This is a genomic window from Ruminococcus flavefaciens MA2007 (assembly GCF_000621845.1).
Taxonomy (GTDB): domain Bacteria; phylum Bacillota; class Clostridia; order Oscillospirales; family Ruminococcaceae; genus Ruminococcus; species Ruminococcus flavefaciens_E.
Window position 1 is genome coordinate 105,981 of the sequence record NZ_JHXF01000006.1, and the last position, 21,678, is coordinate 127,658.

At 49.8% G+C, this 21,678-nt stretch carries 20 protein-coding genes; 18 read left to right on the plus strand and 2 right to left on the minus strand.

The features are described 5' to 3' along the window. Positions 1–5 precede the first annotated feature (5 nt). From T497_RS0102290 to T497_RS0102300, 3 genes are read left to right on the plus strand one after another with little or no spacing between them, the layout of a single operon-like run. Entirely contained in the window at positions 6–1,007 is a 1,002-nt protein-coding gene (locus tag T497_RS0102290; RefSeq protein WP_028514229.1) for a glycosyltransferase family 2 protein, read from the plus strand. Beyond that, positions 1,004–2,164 (plus strand): glycosyltransferase family 4 protein, encoded by a 1,161-nt coding sequence (locus T497_RS15555; protein WP_037324288.1) that lies wholly within the window; start codon positions 1,004–1,006, stop codon positions 2,162–2,164. The genes T497_RS0102290 and T497_RS15555 overlap by 4 nt, the downstream gene beginning before the upstream one ends. Then, positions 2,154–3,092, plus strand: coding sequence for a lysylphosphatidylglycerol synthase domain-containing protein (locus T497_RS0102300; protein WP_028514230.1), 939 nt, complete (start codon positions 2,154–2,156; stop codon positions 3,090–3,092). Before T497_RS15555 ends, T497_RS0102300 begins: the two co-directional genes overlap by 11 nt. Before the next feature lie 133 nt (positions 3,093–3,225). On the opposite strand, the gene T497_RS0102305 is transcribed toward T497_RS0102300, so the two are convergent. Further along, entirely contained in the window at positions 3,226–5,601 is a 2,376-nt protein-coding gene (locus T497_RS0102305) for a homocysteine S-methyltransferase family protein (protein ID WP_028514231.1), read from the minus strand. Between the two features lie 12 nt (positions 5,602–5,613). Next, positions 5,614–6,729, minus strand: coding sequence for a bifunctional chorismate mutase/prephenate dehydratase (locus T497_RS0102310; RefSeq protein ID WP_028514232.1), 1,116 nt, complete (start codon positions 6,727–6,729; stop codon positions 5,614–5,616). 245 nt (positions 6,730–6,974) lie between these two features. Here T497_RS0102310 and ruvC point away from each other — a divergent pair, with 245 nt between their 5' ends. From ruvC to T497_RS0102385, 15 genes are all read left to right on the plus strand, one after another. Beyond that, positions 6,975–7,466: a crossover junction endodeoxyribonuclease RuvC gene (gene ruvC / locus T497_RS0102315; protein WP_028514233.1), complete on the plus strand. Its 492-nt coding sequence runs from the start codon at positions 6,975–6,977 to the stop codon at positions 7,464–7,466. A 13-nt stretch (positions 7,467–7,479) separates the two neighbouring features. After that, on the plus strand, positions 7,480–8,103 hold the full coding sequence (gene ruvA, locus T497_RS0102320) for a Holliday junction branch migration protein RuvA (RefSeq protein WP_028514234.1): 624 nt from the start codon (positions 7,480–7,482) through the stop codon (positions 8,101–8,103). Positions 8,104–8,129: 26 nt separating this feature from the next. Further along, a complete protein-coding gene (locus T497_RS0102325) occupies positions 8,130–8,864 on the plus strand; it encodes an enhanced serine sensitivity protein SseB C-terminal domain-containing protein (protein WP_242836600.1) in 735 nt (244 codons plus the stop codon). A gap of 33 nt (positions 8,865–8,897) precedes the next feature. After that, on the plus strand, positions 8,898–9,938 hold the full coding sequence (gene ruvB / locus T497_RS0102330; protein WP_037324326.1) for a Holliday junction branch migration DNA helicase RuvB: 1,041 nt from the start codon (positions 8,898–8,900) through the stop codon (positions 9,936–9,938). A 30-nt stretch (positions 9,939–9,968) separates the two neighbouring features. Then, the gene (locus T497_RS0102335; protein WP_028514236.1) at positions 9,969–10,496 is read left to right on the plus strand and encodes a hypothetical protein; all 528 of its coding nucleotides are present in this window, start codon (positions 9,969–9,971) and stop codon (positions 10,494–10,496) included. A 12-nt stretch (positions 10,497–10,508) separates the two neighbouring features. Further along, positions 10,509–11,867, plus strand: a complete 1,359-nt coding sequence (gene glmM / locus T497_RS0102340; RefSeq protein WP_028514237.1) for a phosphoglucosamine mutase — start codon at positions 10,509–10,511, stop codon at positions 11,865–11,867. A gap of 28 nt (positions 11,868–11,895) precedes the next feature. After that, positions 11,896–12,768, plus strand: coding sequence for a class I SAM-dependent methyltransferase (locus tag T497_RS0102345; RefSeq protein WP_028514238.1), 873 nt, complete (start codon positions 11,896–11,898; stop codon positions 12,766–12,768). A gap of 248 nt (positions 12,769–13,016) precedes the next feature. After that, positions 13,017–13,217 (plus strand): DUF6440 family protein, encoded by a 201-nt coding sequence (locus tag T497_RS0102350; protein WP_028514239.1) that lies wholly within the window; start codon positions 13,017–13,019, stop codon positions 13,215–13,217. A gap of 9 nt (positions 13,218–13,226) precedes the next feature. Beyond that, positions 13,227–14,078, plus strand: a complete 852-nt coding sequence (locus T497_RS0102355) for an energy-coupling factor transporter ATPase (protein ID WP_028514240.1) — start codon at positions 13,227–13,229, stop codon at positions 14,076–14,078. A 39-nt stretch (positions 14,079–14,117) separates the two neighbouring features. Further along, positions 14,118–14,981, plus strand: coding sequence for an energy-coupling factor transporter ATPase (locus tag T497_RS0102360; RefSeq protein WP_028514241.1), 864 nt, complete (start codon positions 14,118–14,120; stop codon positions 14,979–14,981). Continuing rightward, entirely contained in the window at positions 14,981–15,787 is an 807-nt protein-coding gene (locus tag T497_RS0102365) for an energy-coupling factor transporter transmembrane component T family protein (RefSeq protein ID WP_028514242.1), read from the plus strand. Before T497_RS0102360 ends, T497_RS0102365 begins: the two co-directional genes overlap by 1 nt. 45 nt (positions 15,788–15,832) lie before the next feature. Beyond that, positions 15,833–18,739 (plus strand): YfhO family protein, encoded by a 2,907-nt coding sequence (locus T497_RS0102370; RefSeq protein WP_080693269.1) that lies wholly within the window; start codon positions 15,833–15,835, stop codon positions 18,737–18,739. Continuing rightward, positions 18,699–19,460, plus strand: coding sequence for a tRNA pseudouridine(38-40) synthase TruA (gene truA / locus T497_RS0102375; protein ID WP_028514244.1), 762 nt, complete (start codon positions 18,699–18,701; stop codon positions 19,458–19,460). Before T497_RS0102370 ends, truA begins: the two co-directional genes overlap by 41 nt. Positions 19,461–19,498: 38 nt before the next feature. Next, positions 19,499–20,662, plus strand: a complete 1,164-nt coding sequence (locus T497_RS0102380) for a DUF5711 family protein (RefSeq protein WP_242839960.1) — start codon at positions 19,499–19,501, stop codon at positions 20,660–20,662. Positions 20,663–20,729: 67 nt separating this feature from the next. After that, the gene (locus T497_RS0102385; protein ID WP_028514246.1) at positions 20,730–21,626 is read left to right on the plus strand and encodes a CvpA family protein; all 897 of its coding nucleotides are present in this window, start codon (positions 20,730–20,732) and stop codon (positions 21,624–21,626) included. The last annotated feature ends 52 nt before the right edge of the window (positions 21,627–21,678 follow it).

Below are 21,678 nucleotides of genomic sequence, written 5' to 3' on the forward strand. Positions count from 1 at the left end.
AAAATATGAAGCTTATCATTCAGATACCATGCTATAACGAGGAAAAAACGCTGGAGCTGGCGTATAACGACCTGCCCAGACATATAGACGGTATCGACACCATAGAGTACCTTATCATCAACGACGGCAGCAAGGACAATACCGTAGCCCGTGCCCGTGAGCTGGGATTTCATCATATAGTTTCATTCAAGCGCAACAAGGGACTTGCCAAGGGCTTTATGGCAGGTATCGACGCCTGCCTGCATCTCGGCGCTGATATCATCGTCAATACAGACGCGGATAATCAGTACTGCGGCGCGGATATCGAGAAGATAGTCCGCCCCATACTCGATGAAAAGGCTGATATAGTTATCGGAGAGCGTCCTATCGACCAGACCGAGCACTTCTCATGGAAGAAGAAAAAGTTCCAGCACCTTGGAAGCTGGGTAGTCCGCGTAGCTTCGGGCACCGATATCCCCGACGCCCCCAGCGGCTTCAGAGCATATTCCCGTGACGCTGCTCTGAGACTCAACGTTGTAAACGAATATACATATACCCTTGAAACTATCATTCAGGCAGGAAACAATAAAACTGCCATGACATCTGTTCCCATAAGAACAAATCCCGAGACCAGACCGTCCCGTCTGTTTTCGAGTATGTGGCGCTATATGAAGCGCTCCTCAACGGTCATCACCCGTTCATTCGTAATGTACAAGCCGCTGAAATTCTTCATGACTATCGGACTTGTACTGCTTCTTATCGGCGGAGTACTGGGCGTAAGATTCCTTATCCTTATGGCTATGGGCGAGGGTGACGGACATATCCAGTCCCTTATCCTCACGGCTATCCTCATTATGATGGGCTTCCAGACCATAACCATAGGACTTCTTGGAGACACTATCTCGTCAAACAGAAAGCTCCTTGAGGACGTTCAGTACAGAGTGAGAAAAATGGAGTGCGGCAGGAGCGACGAGGAAAAGCGAGCTGACGAAAAAGCCGCAGGAGCTGAAAGGGCGGAGAGCAAATGAGCGAGAAAAAGAAAAGAAAAAAGGTCGTGATGATAGGTCCTGTTTACCCGTATAAGGGCGGAATAGCCTATAATTGCGCAACTATGATAAACAGCCTCAAAAAGCGCTTCAACGTAAAGACTGTTTCCTATAAGATGCAGTACCCGAAGATACTCTTTCATCAGGAGCAGAAGGACTACAGCAACAGCCTTTTCAAGATTGACGACGCACAGTTCCTTATCAATACCGCAAATCCATTCAACTGGATAACCACAGCCCGTAAAATAAAGAAAATGCGTCCCGATTTCATAGTGATACACTGGTGGCACCCCTATTTTGCACCGTGCTACGGCTGTCTTTCGTTCATGCTCAGGAAGATACCCCGCATATTCATATGCCATAATGTATTCCCTCACGAGCATTTCCCCATGCAGAGATTCCTTGCGAAGTTCGCCCTCAAGCGCGGTTCGGCTTATATAACCCACTCAGTCTCAGACGCCGAGGACCTCAAGCAGATAAAGAGCGAGCCCATATTCAAGGCGGCAGACCTGCCCGTACACAATCAGTACAACCTCCACCACCTTACAAAGGAAGAGGGCAGAAAGCAGGCAGGCATAGCTCCAGAGAAGAAGATACTGCTCTTTTTTGGTTTTGTCCGCGAGTATAAGGGACTTCGCCATATCATCAAGGCAATGCCCGAGATAGTGAAGTACGATCCGAATATCGAGCTTTGGGTAGTGGGAGAATTCCGCGACGACAAGGAAAGCTACATGGAGCTCATCAAAAAGGGCGGAGCAGAGAGCAATATCAAAATAGTTGACGGCTATATCCCCGATAACGAGATAGAGAAATATTTTGCCTCCTGCGATATAGTTGTACTGCCCTATGAGTCCGCAACACAGAGCGGTATCGTGCAGATGGCATACGGCTTTGACAAGCCTGTTATCGTTACCGATGTAGGCGGGATCCCTGAGGTAGTCAACGAGGGAAAAACAGGCTATATCGTACCGCCTAAGGATCATCACGCCCTTGCAGAGGCTGTTAAGAAGTTCTACAGCGAGGGCAATGCCGACGAGATGACGAATTACGTCCGCGCCGAGGCAAACAGGCGTTCATGGGACGTTATGGTGGATAATATCGAGGAGCTTTACGAAAAGGCGAAGCGCCATGAAAGATAAGATAAATCTCAAAAAGCTGATGAAGCTTGCAGGACATCTTGTTGTCATTGCGGCTCTCGCATTCGTTGTCAAAAAGATAATCGACATGGACATAAAGCTGAGCGACCTCAGCTCGCCCCGTGTCATAGCGGCATTTGCGGTAAGCTTCGTGATACAGACCGCGCAGATACTCATAGGCTGCTGGTCGTGGCTGCTGTTCACGCGGTCACTTTCGGGACAGAAGATACCCTATTCAGCGGCAATGCCTGTTTTTACACGCTCCAACATCTACAAGTATCTCCCGGGAAACGTTTTCCAGTACGTTGGACGGAATCAGCTTGCTGCTGATATGAAGATAAGCCATGTGGACGTTGCCTGCGCAACGGTTCTGGACGTGCTTTTCTGCGTGTTCTGGACGGGAGTCGTATCAGTGCTGCTCCTTGGCGGCAGGATAGCGGAGCTTCTCGGCAAATACGGTAAAAATCTGGCTGTCGTGGGCGCTGTGGGAGTGCTGTTCCTCATAGCAGTTTTCATAGTGCTCAGGCTTAAATTCCGCGACAAGGTAAAGGCTTATCTTTCGCGCTATTCAAAGGCGTTTGAAAAGGGCAGCCGAAAGCAGCTCCTTTGCGGTATATTCTACTATTTTGCCCATAACTGCGTATCGGCGGCAATGTACATGAGCTGTCTGGCGCTTATGGTGCCGCAGGCTGATGCGAAAGAGCTCGCCGCTCTTACGGGAGCTTTCCTCTTTGCGTGGATAATCGGCTTCGTCACCCCCGGAGCTCCGGGAGGTATCGGCATACGTGAGGGAGTAATGCTCTTCGTATGCGGAGACCGGTTTGCGGACAGGATAGTGCTGTTCGTTCTGGTAATGAGGATAGCGTCGGTATTTGCCGATGTAGCGGCGTTTCTTATCGGCAGGCTTTATGGCAGAGAAAAAAGCCGTTAGCCAATTGTAGGGGACGACGTCCTCGACGTACCAAATTTGAAAAAACAATTCTATAACGCACAAAAAGCAGCCCGAATGGGCTGCTTTTTGTGGTTTTATGGTATTTTCGGGCGGATAGTATCAGCCCCTGCAATTATGCGCCATAGACCTGCGAAGCAATATCCACGGTCTGTTTTGCGTCCTTTGCGTAGTAAGTAGCATTTATCTGCTCGGCGTAGGAAGCCGTGAGCACAGCTCCGCCCACAACGGTCTTGCACTCGGGGTACTTCTCGTTGAGCTGCTTTATAGTCTCTGCCATAGCGCCGAGGGTAGTGGTCATCAGTGCGGAAAGTCCTACAAGGCTCACCTTGTTTTCGATAGCAGCGTTTACTATGGTCTCGGGCGGTACGTCCTTGCCGAGGTCTATGACCGTGAAGCCGTAGCTGTCAAGGAGCACCTTGACGATATTCTTGCCGATATCGTGGATATCTCCGTGTACCGTGGCAAGTACCACCTTGCCCTTGGATACGCTCTCGCTGTTTGCGGCGGAGAGCCTTGTCTTTATGACCTCGAAGCAAGCCTGAGCCGCTTCTGCGGTGAGTATGAGCTGCGGCAGGAATATCTTGCCCTTTTCAAATTTAGCGCCTGCGTTGTCAAGAGCAGGTATGAGGTAGCCATTGATTATCTCCATAGGCTCTACGGTGTACATGAGCTCCTCGGCGGCCTTTACAGCCTGATTTTTCAGTCCGTTTTCAACTGCGTACATTATATCGGGAGCTCCCTTGTCCTGCGCAGGAGCAGGGGCTTTGGGAGCGCTGTCGTCCTGAGCGTATATGCTTATGAAATCAGCGGAATTTCGGTCAATTCCTGCAAGGAGACGGTAAGCGCGGACAGCTCCGATTATTCCCTCGATATTGGGGTTGATGATAGGCAGGGTAAGTCCGCTGTGGAGCGCCATAGTGAGAAATGTACGGGTTATGAGCTCACGGTTGGGCAGACCGAATGAGATATTCGATACGCCGAGAACGGTGTTGAGTCCCAGCTCTACCTTTACCCTGTGGAGAGCGTTCAGTGTTTCCATAACGCCGTCCTGCTCGGCAGAAGCCGTCAGTGTAAGGCAGTCGATGAAAACGTCCTCCTTGGGTATGCCGTATTCCATAGCGCGGCGGAGTATCTTCTCCGCAATACCAAAACGTCCGTCGGCAGTTTTGGGTATGCCGCCCTTGTCGAGAGCAAGTCCAACAACAGCCGCGCCGTACTTTTTTACAAGTGGGAGTATAGCCTCTAAGGACTCGTCCTCGCCGTTTACGGAGTTTACAATAGGCTTGCCGTTGTAAACTCGCAGACCTGCTTCAAGCACCTCTGGTATAGTGGAATCAAGCTGCAATGGCGTGTCACATACGCTCTGTATAGCCTTTACAGCGGTTATCATCATTTCTTTTTCGTCGATACCTGGGAGTCCCACGTTTACGTCCAGAATTTCGGCGCCTGCGTGTATCTGCTCGACAGCCTGTCCGAGGATATAGTCCACATCATGGGCGAGGAGAGCCTCCTTGAAGCGCTTTTTGCCTGTTGGGTTGATACGCTCGCCGATAACTCGGGGCTGATTTATGGTAACGCAGTTCACCGCGGAGCAGGCTATGCTTGCGCGGACTATCTTTCGCGTCTGGCGCTCCATGCCCGAAAGAGCCTCTATCATAGCCGAAATATGCTGTGGAGTAGTTCCGCAGCAGCCGCCGAATACAGTAACGCCTGCGTTTGCCAGCTTTACTGCGCTTGCGGCGAAATCGTCGGGATCAACGTTGTATTCATTGGTGACGGGATCGGGAAGTCCTGCGTTGGGCTTTGCAATAACTGGGAGCGTGGTAAGTGCGCATATCCTGTCCAGAACAGGGAAGAGCTCCTCGGGACCGAGAGAGCAGTTTACGCCTATAGCGTCCGCGCCGAGACCTTCCAGCACAGCCACCATACATTCGGGAGAAACGCCCGTAAAGGTTCGCATATTTTCCTCAAAGGTCATTGTGACGAGCACGGGCTTGTCGGAGTTCTCCTTTGCGGCGAGAACAGCGGCTTTTACCTCGTAAAGGTCGGTCATGGTCTCGATGACGATAACATCGGCGTCCCTGCCTGCGAGGACAAGCTCCTGATAAACGTCGTAGGCTTCTTCAAATTTCAGAGTTCCCGCAGGTTCGAGAAGCTGACCTATAGGTCCCATATCGAGAGCCACAAGAGAGCGTCCTGCGGCAGCCTTTTTAGCGTTGGCAACGCCTGCGGAGACTACCTCCTCAACGGTATGACCGCTTTTTGCTAGCTTGAAGCGGTTTGCGCCGAAGGTGTTGGCGTAGATGATATCAGCGCCGCTTTCGACGTACAGGCGGTGTATCTTCATAATAGCCTCGGGATCGGAGATGTTCAGCAGCTCGGGTACGTGTTCGGTCTTGATGCCATGAGCCTGTAACATCGTACCCATTCCGCCGTCAAGGAACACGAAGCTGTTGTTTTCAAGCAGGGAATAGAATTTTTGGGACATATTTATCTCCTTTTATTCGGATTTGAATGTGCCTATGCAGCGGAAATTGCTGAGATTTTCCTCAAGGTCGCGGAGGACTGCCTTAACGCTGTCGTCCGAGAGCTTTCCGCTGAAATCGAGAAAGAACATGACGTCGAAGCTTCCGTCGCGGATAGGACGGCTCTCGATCCTCAGCAGGTTCATGCCGTTTACGTAGAATTTTGTCAGCAGACGGTAAAGACTACCCTCTGTGTGAGGGATAGTGAGCATTACGGAAACTGCGTCCGAATCCTCGGCTACCTGTAGGTCCTTGGAAATAATGATGAACTGGGTGCGGTTTATGGTGCAGTCAGCGATATCACGGGCGATTATCTCAAGTCCCAGCTTTTCTGCGCATGATGTGGAGCATATAGCGGCGATAGGCTCGTCGCTTCTCAGCACCTTTTCCGCAGCTGTAGCGGTATTGCTGTACTCGTGCTTTTTGAGCTTGGTCCTGCTGAGGAACACCTCGCACTGTGAAAGAGCCTGTCTGTGTGAGTAAACACAGGTGATATCCTCTAATTTAGTGCCTTTTTTAGCGGCGAGACAGTGGTCTATCTCCAGAGTCACCATTTTCACGATGTAGAACGGATAATTCGCCATAAGGTCGTAGGTGCTGTCCACAGAGCCTGCGGTGGAGTTCTGAACGGGAAGAACGCCGTAGTCCACCGCTCCTGCCTGTACAGCCCTGAATACCTCCTCGAATGAGGGATAGAATGTGAACTCTCTCTTGCCGAAGACTTTTTCGGCAGCAGCCTCGGAATTGGCGCCTGATGTGCCCTGACAGCCTATTTTCTTTGCTCCTGCAAAATCGGGAGCAGTATAGCTGTAATCATGGGAATCCGTAAGAATAGTGCGGTTCTGGAGTATCTTGCTGATATCCATGATATTGGTGAAGAGAGCAGATGTGCCGTTTTCAAGCTTTGGGTTATTGGTAAGAGCCTTGATACGGTCGATTATCTCCTGCTCGCGTCCGCCCTGAAATACAGGCATTTTGTGCTCCTTCTTGTAGTCTGCAACGCCCTTGCAGAGCTCCATACGCTTCATAAAGAGCGCAAGTATCTCGCTGTCGATGTCATCTATCCCGTCGCGAAGCTGTTTAAGATCCATATAAAAAATACCTCCGTTTTTAGCCGTGAGCCCTTAGCCATTAGCGATTAGCGGCTAAAGGCTGACTGCTAATGGCTAAAGGCTCATTGATATACCTCACATATTATAGCATTTATTTTTGTAGAAATCAATAAAAAACGGATAAATATATTGCAATGGCTACTTGTTTTATGTTATAATAATACAGTATATAGTGAGTAACTATGACCATACGAAACTTTTAACAATTTTTAAGGTAAAAAGCATTGAAAAAAGTCAGAATATTGGGGATAGACCCCGGTTATGCCATAGTCGGATTCGGAGTTCTGGATTATGACGGCGTAAGGTTCACCCCCATTGAATACGGAGCAGTGCTCACCGAGGCAGGAACGCCCTTTCCCGAGCGTCTCAGAGCCATTCACGAGGATATCGAGTTCATATTCAACAAGTTTTCCCCCGACTGCATGGCGATAGAGCGGCTCTACTTCACAACCAATCAGAAAACGGCGATAGACGTTGCGCAGGCGCGAGGTATCACCGTATTATCGGCGGCAATGAGGAATATCCCCGTTTCGGAGTATACTCCCTTGCAGGTGAAGCAGTCCGTGGTAGGCTACGGAAAGGCTGAAAAGAAGCAGGTCATGGAGATGACCAAGCAGCTTCTCGGACTTGCGCAGATACCCAAGCCCGACGATGCGGCGGACGCTCTTGCGATAGCTATCTGCCACGGGCACAGCACCAGATTTGATTTCAGATAAAGGAAACAGGACAATGATATACAGTGTAAAGGGCAAGCTCATAGTGAAAGAACTGGGCTTTGCGGTAATAGAATGCGGCGGCGTTGGCTACGGCTGCAAGACCTCCTACAATACGGTATCACAGCTGGGAGAGCTGGGCAGCGAGGCTATGCTGTACACCTACCTCTACGTGAGAGAGGATGTGGTGGAGCTTTTCGGCTTTGCCACATTGCAGGAGCTGAGCTGCTTCAAGCTGCTCATATCCGTATCGGGCGTAGGTCCGAAGGCGGCAACGGCTATCCTCTCAGACGTTACTCCCGAGAGATTCGCTCTGCTGGTAGCTTCGGGAGACAGCAAGGCTTTCACCAAGACCAAGGGCATAGGAGCCAAGACAGCTCAGCGCCTTGTGCTTGAGCTCAAGGACAAGATATCCTCTGAATCCATAAGCGGCAGCATAAGCAATGACGCTGCGGAGCTCTCGCATATCGCGGCAGGAGCAGCCTCCTCATCGGTGGCAGAGGCTCTCGAAGCACTCATGGTGCTTGGCTATTCTCAGGGCGAGGCGGCACCTATACTCAGCAAGCTCGACCAGTCCCTGAGCACACAGGACCTTATAAAGGAAACATTAAGACTCATGGCGGCAAAAAATATGCGCTAAATATATAAGCAAGGAAGGTTATTGTTATGATGAATCTTGACGAATTGCTGAAAGCGGCAATAAAGGATCCCTCACAGCGCTCGCTGTTCTTACAGACGCTGATAAAAAGCGATGTCTATGTCATCTGCAAGAATCCCGTAAAGCAGGAGCGCGACAGAGCTGAGGGCGGTATCCAGCTGGAACTTATAACCACTCAGAATCCCGACGGAGATATATTTATCCCGTTTTTCACAAGCTATCGTGCGCTCCAGCAGTTTGCAAAGCGCTACGTTGACTGCTACAAGATAAACTGCCTGAGACTTTTCGACCTGATACAGTCCGTATCGGCAGTTCTCAACCCCAATTCCTACGGCAAGGAGTTCTCGTCACAGGAGATAAAGAGCATACTGATGATAGCCCGAAACCTCAAGATAAAGGCTATCTCCTACAACGAGGCGGATATAATCAGCTACCGTCCCGTAGAGCATTCCGTAAGCCATATCACAAGGGCTGCAAGCAAGTTCCTTTCCAAGCAGCCTAACGTTGACCGCGCATTCATCATGGAGATGATAAAGGGCTGCGAAAAGCCCCAGATACTCATGGTGCTTGATATGATGGGCAGCACAAGAAAGCTCTTCGTGCCGCTGTCAAAGTACCTTTCCAAGACCGTAAAGGCAAACGAGCATCTGTGCTTCATCAGTTATGAGCAGGACATGGGCAAGAAGGCGGCTGAGACCGTAGAGCCCTTCTATGTCCGCAAGAAGAGATTTTTCGAGAAATAATTCAGAGGTGTTTTTTTGATACAGACAGAGGATATGGAGTTCGCTCCGAGGATAATAACTCCCGAGAATACCACGGAGGACAGCGACGTCGAGATAAGTCTCAGACCGCAGACTCTCCACGAGTATATCGGTCAGGACAAGGTCAAGGAAAACCTCGCAATATACATCGAGGCTGCAAAGCGCAGGAGCGAGCCTCTTGACCATGTGCTGCTGTACGGACCTCCGGGACTGGGAAAGACCACTCTTTCCTCAATAATCGCACATGAGCTGGGAGTGAACCTCCGCGTTACCACAGGTCCTGCCATTGAAAAGCCGGGAGACCTGGTATCGCTTCTCACCAGCCTTTCCGACAACGACGTACTATTCATAGACGAGATACACAGACTGTCCCGTGCGGTAGAGGAGATACTCTACCCTGCACTGGAGGACAGAGTAATAGATATAATCATCGGCAAAGGTCCCTCCGCACGTTCAATACGTATGGACCTGAAACCCTTTACCCTTATCGGAGCTACCACCAGAGCAGGACAGCTCTCGGCGCCTCTCCGTGACCGTTTTGGCGTTATACAGCGCTTGGAGCTGTATACCAAGGAGCAGCTCACGGATATCGTCCGCAGGAGCTCCATGATACTGGGTATACCCTGTACCGCTGACGGTGCGGCAGAGATAGCAGGCAGGGCGAGAGGCACGCCGCGTATAGCGAACCGACTTCTCAAAAGAGTCAGGGACTTTGCAGATGTAATGGGCAACGGACAGATAACACAGGAGATAGCTTCTATAGCTCTCAGCCGACTGGATATCGACGCATTGGGGCTTGACGGTCTTGACAGGCGTATGCTTGAAATGATAATCAAGGGCTACGGCGGCGGACCTGTCGGACTTGAAACTCTCGCTTCGGCAATAAACGAGGAAAGCGTTACCCTTGAGGATATATGCGAGCCTTTCCTCATGCAGCTGGGATTCTTAGGGAGAACTCCCCGCGGCAGAGTTGCTACCCGTCTTGCTTATGAGCATCTTGGCATAGCTGCTCCCGAGCAGACTGCGGCTGCCGATGAGGGGCAGATGAGCTTCTGAAGCTTCTCTCATTTGGGGAGATGAGTATTTATGTTTGGTCTGGCTTCATGGAAATACAATCTGAAATACAACACAGAACGGGTACAGCAGCCCGAATTCGGAAAAATGATAAACGGACAGGGCATGGGGCTGGTCTCAAAGCTTCGCTACGGCATTTGTCCCATGAGCTTCAACGGCTGTGAGGTCATAGCCGTGCATAATGCTCTGGTTTACCTGAATATGCCGCAGAAGCTTACGGAGGTAGCCTTCTATATGGAGCGTTTCCGCCTGCTCATGGGCTTTTTCGGCTGCAATGTGTATATGCTGGGCAGGGCTCTGGCGCATTTCGAGGCGCTGTGTCCCCGTATAAAGAGCATTGACGGCGCAGAGGCGTTCATAATCACTTTCTGGACAAAGCAGCCCTTTCTGTCGTCTATCCACACGGTGTTCTGCGTAAAGACCGCAGGGGGAATAAAGGTCTATAACCGCTACAACAACGTGGATACCACGTATTTATGCGCAAATGTGGAGGAAATAGCAGGAAAGCGTCCTCCGATAGCCATATACAAGATAAAATAAGGAGACTATTCAATGGCAAAATTGTTCGGGACCGACGGTCCGAGAGGTATTGCGGTGACCGACCTCACCTGCGAGCTTGCCATGCAGACGGGAAGAGCCGCTGCACTGGTGCTTGCGAAAAAGGGCGGCGGAAAAACTAAAATACTCATCGGCAAGGATACGAGACTATCCTCAGACGCCCTTGAAGCGGCTGTCTGTGCAGGGATATGCTCCGTCGGTGCTGACGCCGAGCTTTTAGGCGTAGTGCCTACCCCTGCTGTGGCTCACCTCATAGGTACCCACGAGGCAGATGGCGGCATTATGATATCGGGCAGCCATAACAGTGCCGAATTCAACGGCATAAAGATATTTTCCTCAAAGGGACATAAGATTATGGAGGAGGCTGAGGACGAGATAGAACATCTTGTACTATACGCCCCCGAAGAGATAAAGCTCAGCTCCCATGAAGATGTGGGCAGAGTCATACACTGTGAAAACGCCATAGGCGAATACATCAGCCATATAAAGGAGATAATCTCCGACGACCTCAGCGGATTTAAAGTTGCTCTGGACTGTGCAAACGGCTGTGCGGCGTATACCGCCGAGAAGCTGTTTACCGCTCTTGGAGCAGAGGTTCTTGTCATAGCCGACAAGCCTGACGGTCACAACATAAATAAGGACTGCGGCAGTACCCACGTACATCACCTTATGGAGTACGTTGCGGAAAAGGGCTGCGACTGCGGACTTGCCTTTGACGGTGACGCAGACCGCTGTATAGCCGTTGACGAGCAGGGACTCATGATAGACGGCGACAGGCTTATCGCCATATTCGCCCGAAGCATGAAAGCCCATGACAAGCTTGACAATAATGCGGCGGTAGTTACGCCCATGAGCTGCCTCGGACTGCGGAAATACGCCGCAGCCAACGATATAAGGCTGGTCAGCTCGGGAGCAGGCATCCGCTACGTGCTGGAGCGTATGCTGGAGGGCGGCTACAAGCTGGGCGGCGAGCCCAACGGACATATCATCTTCCTTGACGACGCAGGCACAGGCGACGGACAGCTGGCAGGTGCACGGCTGCTGAGCATAATGAAGCAAAGCGGCATGAAGCTCAGCGAGCTTGCAGGCGATATGCCTGCATATCCGCAGGTGAAGCTCAACGTCAAGATACCCACGCACTACAAGGAGCTCTGGAAAAACGAAAAGACTGTTACCGACCTCATTGAGGAGTACGAACAGGAGCTTGGCAGCGAGGGCAGGATACTGGTGCGTGAAAGCGGAAAAGAGCCAATAGTCCGTATAATGACCGAGGGGAAAGACTTCGGGCGCATAAACGATATGGCAGTTGAGATAGCTCAGCGTATAAAGGAAAGCTGCGCGTTCAGAGCATGAGCGCGATGAAATATAAGGAGCATTTATTTTGAGAACAGCAAATAACTGGAAGGACTATAAGATATTAGATACATCGGACGGCGAAAAGCTGGAAACATGGGGCGGCGTAAGCCTTGTGCGCCCCGATCCCCAGATAATCTGGAAGACCGAGCGCACCGATCCCCTGTGGAAAACAGCCGACGGACACTATCACCGCTCAAATCAGGGCGGCGGCAAGTGGGAGTTCCGCAAAAGACTGTCCGAGTCTTGGAATATAAGCTACGGCGACCTTACCTTCAATATCCGTCCCACAGGCTTCAAGCACACGGGACTTTTCCCCGAGCAGGCTGTGAACTGGGATTTCATGGCGGATAAGATAAGGAATGCAGGCCGCGAGATAAACGTGCTGAACCTGTTCGCTTACACAGGGGGAGCTACCCTTGCCTGTGCAGCAGCAGGAGCTTCCGTATGCCATGTTGACGCTTCAAAGGGCATGGTGCAGTGGGCGCGTGACAACGCGGCGGCTTCGGGACTTACCGAAAAGCCTATCCGCTGGATAGTGGACGACTGCGAGAAGTTCATCGCCCGTGAGATACGCCGCGGCAGAAAGTACGACGCGGTCGTCATGGATCCTCCAAGCTACGGCAGAGGTCCGGGAGGCGAGGTCTGGAAGCTTGAAAACTGCGTTTACGACCTTGTGAAGCTATGCTCGGGAGTTCTCTCCGACGATCCGCTTTTCTTCCTGATAAACAGCTATACCACTGGACTTTCACCCTCGGTAATGGGCTATATACTGGGAACAGTCCTCACGGACAGATTCGGCGGAAGCGTAAGCTTCGACGAGATAGGACTTCCCGTAAAGTCAACGGGAATGACCTTGCCCTGCGGCTCCACCGCGATCTGGCAAGCTGAGCCAGCTTGACCGCTTCTACGTTGACGCTCGTAAACTCGCTTACTGTTATAAAAAACGATGATCTTACATCGCTTACAGCACTTAATGATATGTAGGGGCGAACAATGTTCGCCCGAGAGTAACGATGTAATTTTTAATGACCAACTGTAGGGGAGCCCGCCCTCGGGCTCCCGAGAATGATGAAATGATATTATGTATCAATTGTAGGGACGAATATTGGGCGTCCGAAACAATGTTTTTATGATATAGGAGAAAAAATGGGAAAAGAAGAAAGATTTGTAAGGATATACAGTCAGAGAACCGCATTAAGATCGACCGAAATACTTGTTGATACTGTAACAGGGGTAAATTATATGTATCACGCATGGGCAAATACAGGCGGTCTTACGGTAATGCTTGACAAGGACGGCAAACCTGTGATCTCGTCCCCTGACGAGATAAAAGCATTGAAGAAATAAAGGGAAAATATGGAAAATATAATCGAAATAAAAGGTCTGCACTTTGCCTATGACGCCGACGACGAGGAAAAGAAGTCCGTTGAAGTCCTCAAGGGCATAGACCTTGACATAAAGCAGGGGGAGTTCGTAGCGGTGCTCGGGCACAACGGCTGCGGAAAATCCACCCTTGCCAAACATCTGAACGCTATACTGCTCCCCACTGAGGGAACTGTCATAGTGGACGGCATAGACACAAAGGACGAGGACAAGCTTTTCGAGCTCCGTCAGAGGGCAGGAATGGTGTTCCAGAATCCCGACAACCAGATAGTTTCGTCTGTTGTTGAGGAGGACGTGGCATTTGCCCTTGAAAACCTCGGCGTACCCTATGAGGAAATGCGCCGACGAGTGGACGAGAGCCTTAAAGCCGTGGGTATGTACGATTACAGGCTCCACTCGCCAAGTCAGCTCTCGGGCGGACAGAAGCAGCGAGTGGCTATCGCAGGCATAATCGCCATGCAGCCTAAGTGCATAATCCTCGACGAGCCCACTGCTATGCTGGATCCGCAGGGACGAAAGGAAGTCCTTGCCACCATACACCGCATGAACCGCGAACAGGGCATAACCATAGTCCTCATCACACACTATATGGACGAGGCTGCGGACTGTGACCGCGTTGTGGTCATGGACAAGGGACAGGTAGTTCTTGACAACGTCCCCGAGAAGGTCTTCTCACAGGTGGAAAAGCTCAAGGCTATCGGGCTTGACGTACCGCAGGTAACTGAGCTTGTCTGGGAGCTCCGCAAGGCAGGCTGTGATATCTCTCCCGAGATAATCACGGAAAAGGACTGCGTTGCGGCGATAGAAAAGCTGTTTGGCAACTGAGTACATGGTACTCGCACAGGAAAGAAAAGGAGAATAGAATTGGCTATCCTTGAAACACAGGAGCTTACATACACCTACAGCGTGGGTACACCCTTTGAAAAGACCGCTGTAGACCATGTGAGCCTTAAAATAGAAGAGGGCGAAATGGTAGGCGTCATGGGGCACACAGGATCAGGCAAATCCACGCTTATACAGCATTTCAACGGACTTCTCAAGCCTACGTCGGGCAAGGTGCTCCTTGAGGGCAAGGACATCTGGGCTGACAAGGAAAAGATACGTGACGTCCGCTTCAAGGTGGGACTTGTTTTCCAGTACCCCGAGTATCAGATATTCGAGGAGACCGTCTACAAGGACATCGCCTTCGGTCCCAAGAATATGGGACTTGATGAAGCCGAGATAAAGCGCCGCGTATATGAGACAGCCCATGATATCGGTCTCAAAGAGGAACTCCTCGAACGCTCACCCTTTGAGCTCTCGGGCGGTCAGAAGCGCCGCGTTGCTATCGCAGGCGTAATGGCTATGGAGCCCAAGGTGCTCATACTGGACGAGCCCACCGCAGGTCTTGATCCTGCGGGACGAGACAAGATACTCGACCACATCAGGCGCTATCACGAGCGCACCAAGAATACAATACTCATAGTTTCTCACAGCATGGAGGACATTGCCACATTTGCGGACAAGATACTTGTCATGAGCAAGGCTAAGCTCTTCTGCTACGATGAGACTGTAAATGTCTTCGCAAGAGCCGATGAGATATCAGATATCGGTCTTGACGTACCACAGATAACAAAGGTCTTCGGAGAGCTGAGACGCAGAGGTCTGGACTTCGGCAAAGAGGTCTACACAGTGGGCTATGCCCGCGACCTGCTTCTGAAGCACCTGAAGGACAGGGAGGTACGCTGATGCTGAGAGATATCACCATAGGACAGTACTTCCCGGGGAACAGCATTATCCACAGGCTTGATCCCCGATTCAAGATAGTAATAACCCTGCTCTACATCATCATGCTCTTTTCGGGAGGACACTACATCTGTCTCCTTATAGGAGCTGTGTATACCTTCGGAGCTATACTCCTTTCGGGCATACCCATGAAGATGTTCTGGAAGAGCGTAAAGCCCCTTTTGCCGTTTCTGCTCATAACAGCAACGCTGAATCTGCTGCTCATGGGTACGGGAGAGGTGATTTGGCAGTGGAAATTCCTTAAAATAACCGAAAACGGACTGAATACCAGCGTATTCATGGTCATCAGGATAGTGCTCCTCATTATGGGAAGCTCCCTGCTGACCTATACAACGTCCCCTATAACACTTACAGACGCTATCGAGCGGCTGCTCTCGCCGCTGAGAAAGATAAAATTTCCCGTACATGAGCTGGCTATGATGATGTCCATTGCGCTCAGATTCATACCAACGCTCATCGAGGAAACTGACAAGATAATGTCGGCACAGAAAGCCCGTGGAGCCGAAATAGACACAGGAAGCTTCACGACGAGAGCAAAGAACCTCATATCCATACTTGTGCCCCTGTTCATATCCGCATTCAGACGTGCGGACGAGCTTGCCACAGCTATGGAGTGCCGCTGCTATCACGGCGGTGAGGGCAGAACAAGACTGAGACAGCTCAAATCTGCTCCGAGAGACTATATCGCACTTGCCATAACCGTTCTTTTCCTTGCAGGAGTGATAGTTATAGGAAAGATACTGGATTAACAGCTTTTGAGAATATATCACAGATAAAAACAAGAAAGGTTAGAAATGAAACAAAAAGAAAAAAGGATCTCTTCCCGAATGCGCTGGGAGAGGTTCAGAAAGGGAAAATTCTACGAAATACTATATGAAAAAGGCATACTGTATTTTATTCTGTCATTCCTTATCCCTTTCAGCATACTCTGGTATGCTTTCGGGAGCTACGGGATACACCCCTTCGGAGACAGACAGATACTTGTAGTTGACCTGTGGCATCAGTATTACCCGTTTTTTCGCGTAGTGCGCGAAAAGCTGATAAACGGCGGTTCGTTCTTCTACTCATGGGAAAACGGACTGGGCACCAATTTCCTTTCCCTTATTTCGTACTATGCAGCAAGTCCGCTGAACTGGCTGTCGGTATTCTTTGACGACGACCACGTCCGCGACGCAATGACATTTATCCTGAGCTGCAAGATAGGCTTCGCAGGAGCGTTTTTCAGCACATTCCTGCGGTATACCTACAAGCGCAAGGATTTTTCAATATGTATGTTCTCGGTGATGTATGCCCTTTGCAGCTATACTCTGGGCTATTACTGGAACGTTATGTGGTTCGACACAGTGGCGCTTTTCCCGCTGGTAATGCTGGGTATCGTAGCGCTCTGCCGCGAGGGAAAGTGGAAGGTCTTCACCTTAGCGCTCATGCTTTCGCTGGTGGCTAATTACTACATCGGCTATTTCACCTGTATTTTCTCGGTATTTATGTTTGCTTCTGCGAGCATAATAGAGTGTAAGGGCATAAAGGACTGGTTCAGAAAGCTTTTGCTGATGATACGCTCATCTATCATCGGAGTAGGTCTCGGCGGCTTCATGCTGCTGCCTGCGTACTTCGGTCTGAAGCTGACCTACAGCGCCAACAACACCATGCCGAGGGATATATCCTTTTACGAGGATTGGAGAAAGATATTCGCACATCTTCTCTCCTATGACGCGCCCACAAAGGTGGACGGACTGCCGAACTTTGCCTGCGGAATGTTAGCGGTGCTCCTTTTCGGAGTATTCCTCTTCTCATTCGGCATAAAGATAAGAGAAAAGATATCATCGCTGCTCATGCTGGCGATAATCGCCGTGAGCTGCAATATGAATATCCTCAACTTTATCTGGCACGGTTTTCACTTCACCAACCAGATACCATACCGATTCGCCTTTATATTCAGCTTTGTGCTGGCGGCGGCGGCATTCAGAGCCTACGACATCATACTTTCAAGGGGCATAAAGATATATCAGCTTGTGCTTATGGTCATAGCTCCTGCGGCAGTTGTCGTGCTCAATTACTACGCAGCAGGGAAGAAATTCGAGTTTGACGGTGCACTGAGAAGCTCCATTATCATAACGGGAGCATTCTGGCTCATATTCATAGCGGCGAAGATATTCCCCTTCAAGACGCCGAAAATGCGCAACGCCATGATGACGCTGGCACTTGCGGCGGCAGTATTCAGCGAGTTTGTAAGCAATGCGCAGATAGGCGCAAAAACTGTTGATAATACAAGCTATAACGATTATCCTACAAGATATGAGGAGGTAGAGGAGCTTCTCGAATGTACGAGAAAAACGGACAAGTCTCTGTTCTATCGCACCGAGATGTCCCAGACCTACACTCTCAATGACAGCGCACTCTACGGGTACCGCGGTCTGTCGCAGTTCTCATCGTCGGCTAACGTTTCCGTTACCACCCTGTGCAAGCGCTTGGGACTTTACGCTTCCGAGGCTGGCAACAGATACTACTACAGAACGTCAACTCCCGTGGTGAATTCCCTTATGGGAATAAAATACATCATCAAAAAGGACGGCGAGCTCAATTCCGAGGAATGGGTGCTCGAAAAGATACAGACTGCGGACACAACGAATCTCTATGAGAACCGCTATCCGCTGTCGCTGGGATTCATGGTGGACGAGAATATCCTCAATATGGTGGATAACAGCGGCGCCAATCCCTTTGAGTACCAGAACGAGCTTATCAGATGCGCTACGGGCGTTGAGGAAAAGCTTTTCGTAGCCCAGCCCGTTGCTCTTGCAGAGTATGACGGACTTGACATCACCAAAAACGGCTACGGAAACTACACCTTCCAGAATGACAGCGACCAGCCTACAGGCAGTGCCACCTATACCTTTGACTGTATCGACGGCAGCTACCTCTACGGCTATGCAAACGGTACGGGCGGCACCTGCGACTCGCTTGAGATAAAGTGCGGCGACGTCCTCATAGACTCGGGCAAGCTCATTGACAGCTACCCCATAGTTTTCCCGATGGGAAACGGACAGGGCGGCGAGAGCTCCACAGTTAAGATAATTTCCAACGAGAAGCATAAGTCGGGCAATTTCAAGATAATGGTATACGCTTTGAGTCAGGATACCTTTGAAAAAGCCTACTGTGCTGTTGCAGATGAACAGCTCCGCATAAAGCGCTTCAAGGATACCGATATACTGGGCTCTGTTGAAGCAAAGCGCGACGGGATAATGTTCCTGTCGATACCCTATGAAAAGGGCTGGAGCGTATATATCGACGGCAAAAAGGCAGAGACCTTCAAGCTTTTGCAGGCTGTGCTGGGCGTAAGAGTCTCCGCAGGCAGGCACGATATCGAACTGAAGTATACTCCCGAGGGCTTCCCTCTGGGTGTTACTATATCTTTACTCAGCTTTGTGCTGTTCGTATTCTGTATCATCTGTGACCGCAGACGCAGGATACGCCGACAGGCGCTGGCAGCGGAAGCTGCGGCGGCTCAGGCAGCAGCAGAGCAGGAGGAAAATCCCTACAGGCAGGGAGCTGCTATCTATGACCAGCTTGGTATCCCCGATCCTATGGATATTATCGGACGGGTTGAGGATTCCGAGGTAGTGCTCTATGACGGCAGCGAAACGGCTGAAAAGGAGGCGGATAATGCGCAATCTGAAAGTGATGATAGCCTACAGAGGCACTAAGTACCACGGTTTTCAGCGGCAGAGCAATGCCGTGACCGTGCAGGAAACTCTCGAAGCCAAGCTTTCAAAGGTGCTCAACGAGCCTGTGACCATAACAGGCTGCTCGCGGACGGATACGGGAGTACACGCCAATATGTTCTGCTTTAATGTAAAAACCAGCAGCAAAATAAACTGTCTCGGCTTTTGCAGGGGCGTAAACGGCGAGCTTCCCGACGATATATCCATTCTCAGCTGCGAGGACGTGCCTCTTGATTTCCATGCGCGGTTCGACTGCAAAGGAAAGGAGTATGTCTATAAGATACATTGCAGCGAGTCGAAAAATCCCTTTGCAGCAGACCTTATGCTGCATTACAGGAGAAAATTCGATATAGAGGCTGCAAGAAGAGCTTCTCAGTATTTTGTGGGAACACATGATTTCTCTTCGTTTTGTGCCGACTGCACAAATGTTTCAACCACTGTGAGGACGATTTATTCCTTCAGAATAGAAAATAGTGGAGATTCTGTGATAATGCTTGTAAAAGGCAACGGTTTTTTGTATAATATGATTAGGATAATGGCAGGCACTCTTTTAGATGTCAGCGAGAAGCGTATCGCTCCCGATGATATACCTGCTATCCTTGAGGCAAGAGACCGCCTTAAAGCAGGCAGAACTGCAATGGCTCACGGGCTGTATCTGAACCGCGTGTTCTACAGCGAGGAGGAGCTTCTGAAAGATAAATAAAAAGGAACAAGGATAAGGAGGTGCCGAGAGTGCCTAAAATGTACGACGCCGACGACATTGTCGATCAGAAGAATCGGAAAAGGCGGCGGAAAAGGCTGAAACGTTTTTTGACGATACTGCTGGCAGCAGCTCTTGGAACGGGGCTTTATTTTACCCGTGACAAGTGGTATAATAAGTTAAGGGGAATAGGTGAACAGTACAGGACTATTGTAAACACAGGTCAGCTGGCAGAGGGAAACTTCCCGATAGAGGTCAGCGGCGGTGGAGATTATCAGCTTGTCTCATCAGGCAAGAAGATGATCGTACTCAGCGATACATACACCTACTTTTATGATACTGACGGAAATCTATTGAAGCGCCGTCAGCATACTTACACCAATACGGTGCTTCGTGCAGCAGGCGGAAAGGCTCTGCTGTATGAACAGGGCGGAAATGAATTCAGCGTTGAGGACGAGGAAAAGGTCCTCTACACTAAGACTTTCGCCGACAAGCAGATCCTGTTTGTCAGGATCAGCGACGAAGGCTATACAGCCGTAGTCACCACTTCGGAGAACTACAGCTGTGAGCTGGAGGTATATGACAAAAGGGGAAATGGCATATACAAAAGACAGTGTATCGAAAAGGTCAGCGACCTTAGCTTCATAAACGGAAGCAAAGGCTGCGTGCTGAGTTATATCTCAGCTGAAAACGGTCAGCTCGTTACAAATGTTCAGGAAATTGGCTTCACCGAAAAAGGAGAGCATTGGACCTCTCCCGGTTTGAATACTGTCGGTCTTGACGTTTACGGCTTCGGCAGCGGAGCTTTCGTCTTTGGCGCAGACGCTTGCGGATATGTTGACAAAAGCGGTCAGATAAGCTCGTTTTACTCATATGACGGCGAGCTTGTTGCAGGTGCCAGCGAAAACGGAAACTCAGCAGTCATCGTAAACAACGAGGACAGAAGAAAGTATGTTATGGCATTGTTCACGGGTTGTGATTCTGAACCCCTTATCGTAGAGCTCAGCGAGCCTTCGGTAGATGTTGCCATATACGAGGACCTTGCATATGTAATGTGTCAGGGAAATATCAAAGCCTATGACTTCAATGGCGGACTGCGCTCTATTGCGGAGGTAAGCGATTCCTATACAGGCTTTGTTCGTAATGAAGAGCATATTTTCCTGAAGGGCTATAATAAAATAGACCGTATAGACTATGAAAGCTGACCTTGCACTGTGAATATTCTAATTCTCGAAGGGAGGCTGCGCCGTCCTCTTGACAGGCGCAATTAGTATGGGTGTACAATTCTGGTGGTTTTACGATGTTATCGCAGTTGCTGTGATACTCGTCAGCATTTTCCTTTCAGTCCGTAAGGGACTTATCAAAACAATAGCTGCTTTGACAGGATTTGTTCTTTCTGCCGTCATCGCCTTTTCAGCAGGCGGTCCTATTGCAGAGCTTATGTATGAACAGTCGGAAAAAGGCAGCAATATCAAAAAATTCGATCTTACTCTGGAAACTTTGGACTTTGTCGACGACCTTGGAAATCAGCTTGAAAATCTCGGCTATAATATCAGAATAGATGACAACGAGCTGAGAGAAGCCTTATATGATGAAATAGAGCCCGAACAGAAAATATACGAATACGTCAATAATATAAATAATAAGAAAGTCGATGAAGAAAGCCTCTTTATCAATAAGCTCCACGAAAGCTATGCTGTTATTATCAGCAATTATGTTGCAAAGAGAATGAATGCATATTCTGCTGAATGTGCCGCAGAGGAAATGAGAAAGCACCCCGAAAAGGCGTATGAGTTCTCGAAACTTCTTGACGATCTGGATACAAAGCGTCCTGCGGCGCAGTATCTGACCGATAATTTCCTCAAAAAGCCGTATATGACGCAGACCAAGCTTTTGGCAATGGTCCTCATTTTCGCAGTGGGAGCTATAATAACAGTTGCCGTAAGTATTTACACAGGACGCAAGCACGGTCCTATGGGCGGATTTGTAGAAGCTGTTATAAGCGGTATCCTTGGTATCGCGATAAGCGTAACTATCATCATATTCATAGCATTGATGATACGTTTGTATGTAGTGATGGGAAGCGACAAGATGTTGTTCTTCAATCACGAGGCTATAGAAAATACTTATGCATTCAAGTATTTCTATGAGTTTATCTCAGGGCTCTGATAAGCCCTGAAAGGTCTGCCTTGGGGGGTGGACTATCATTGAATAACTTACA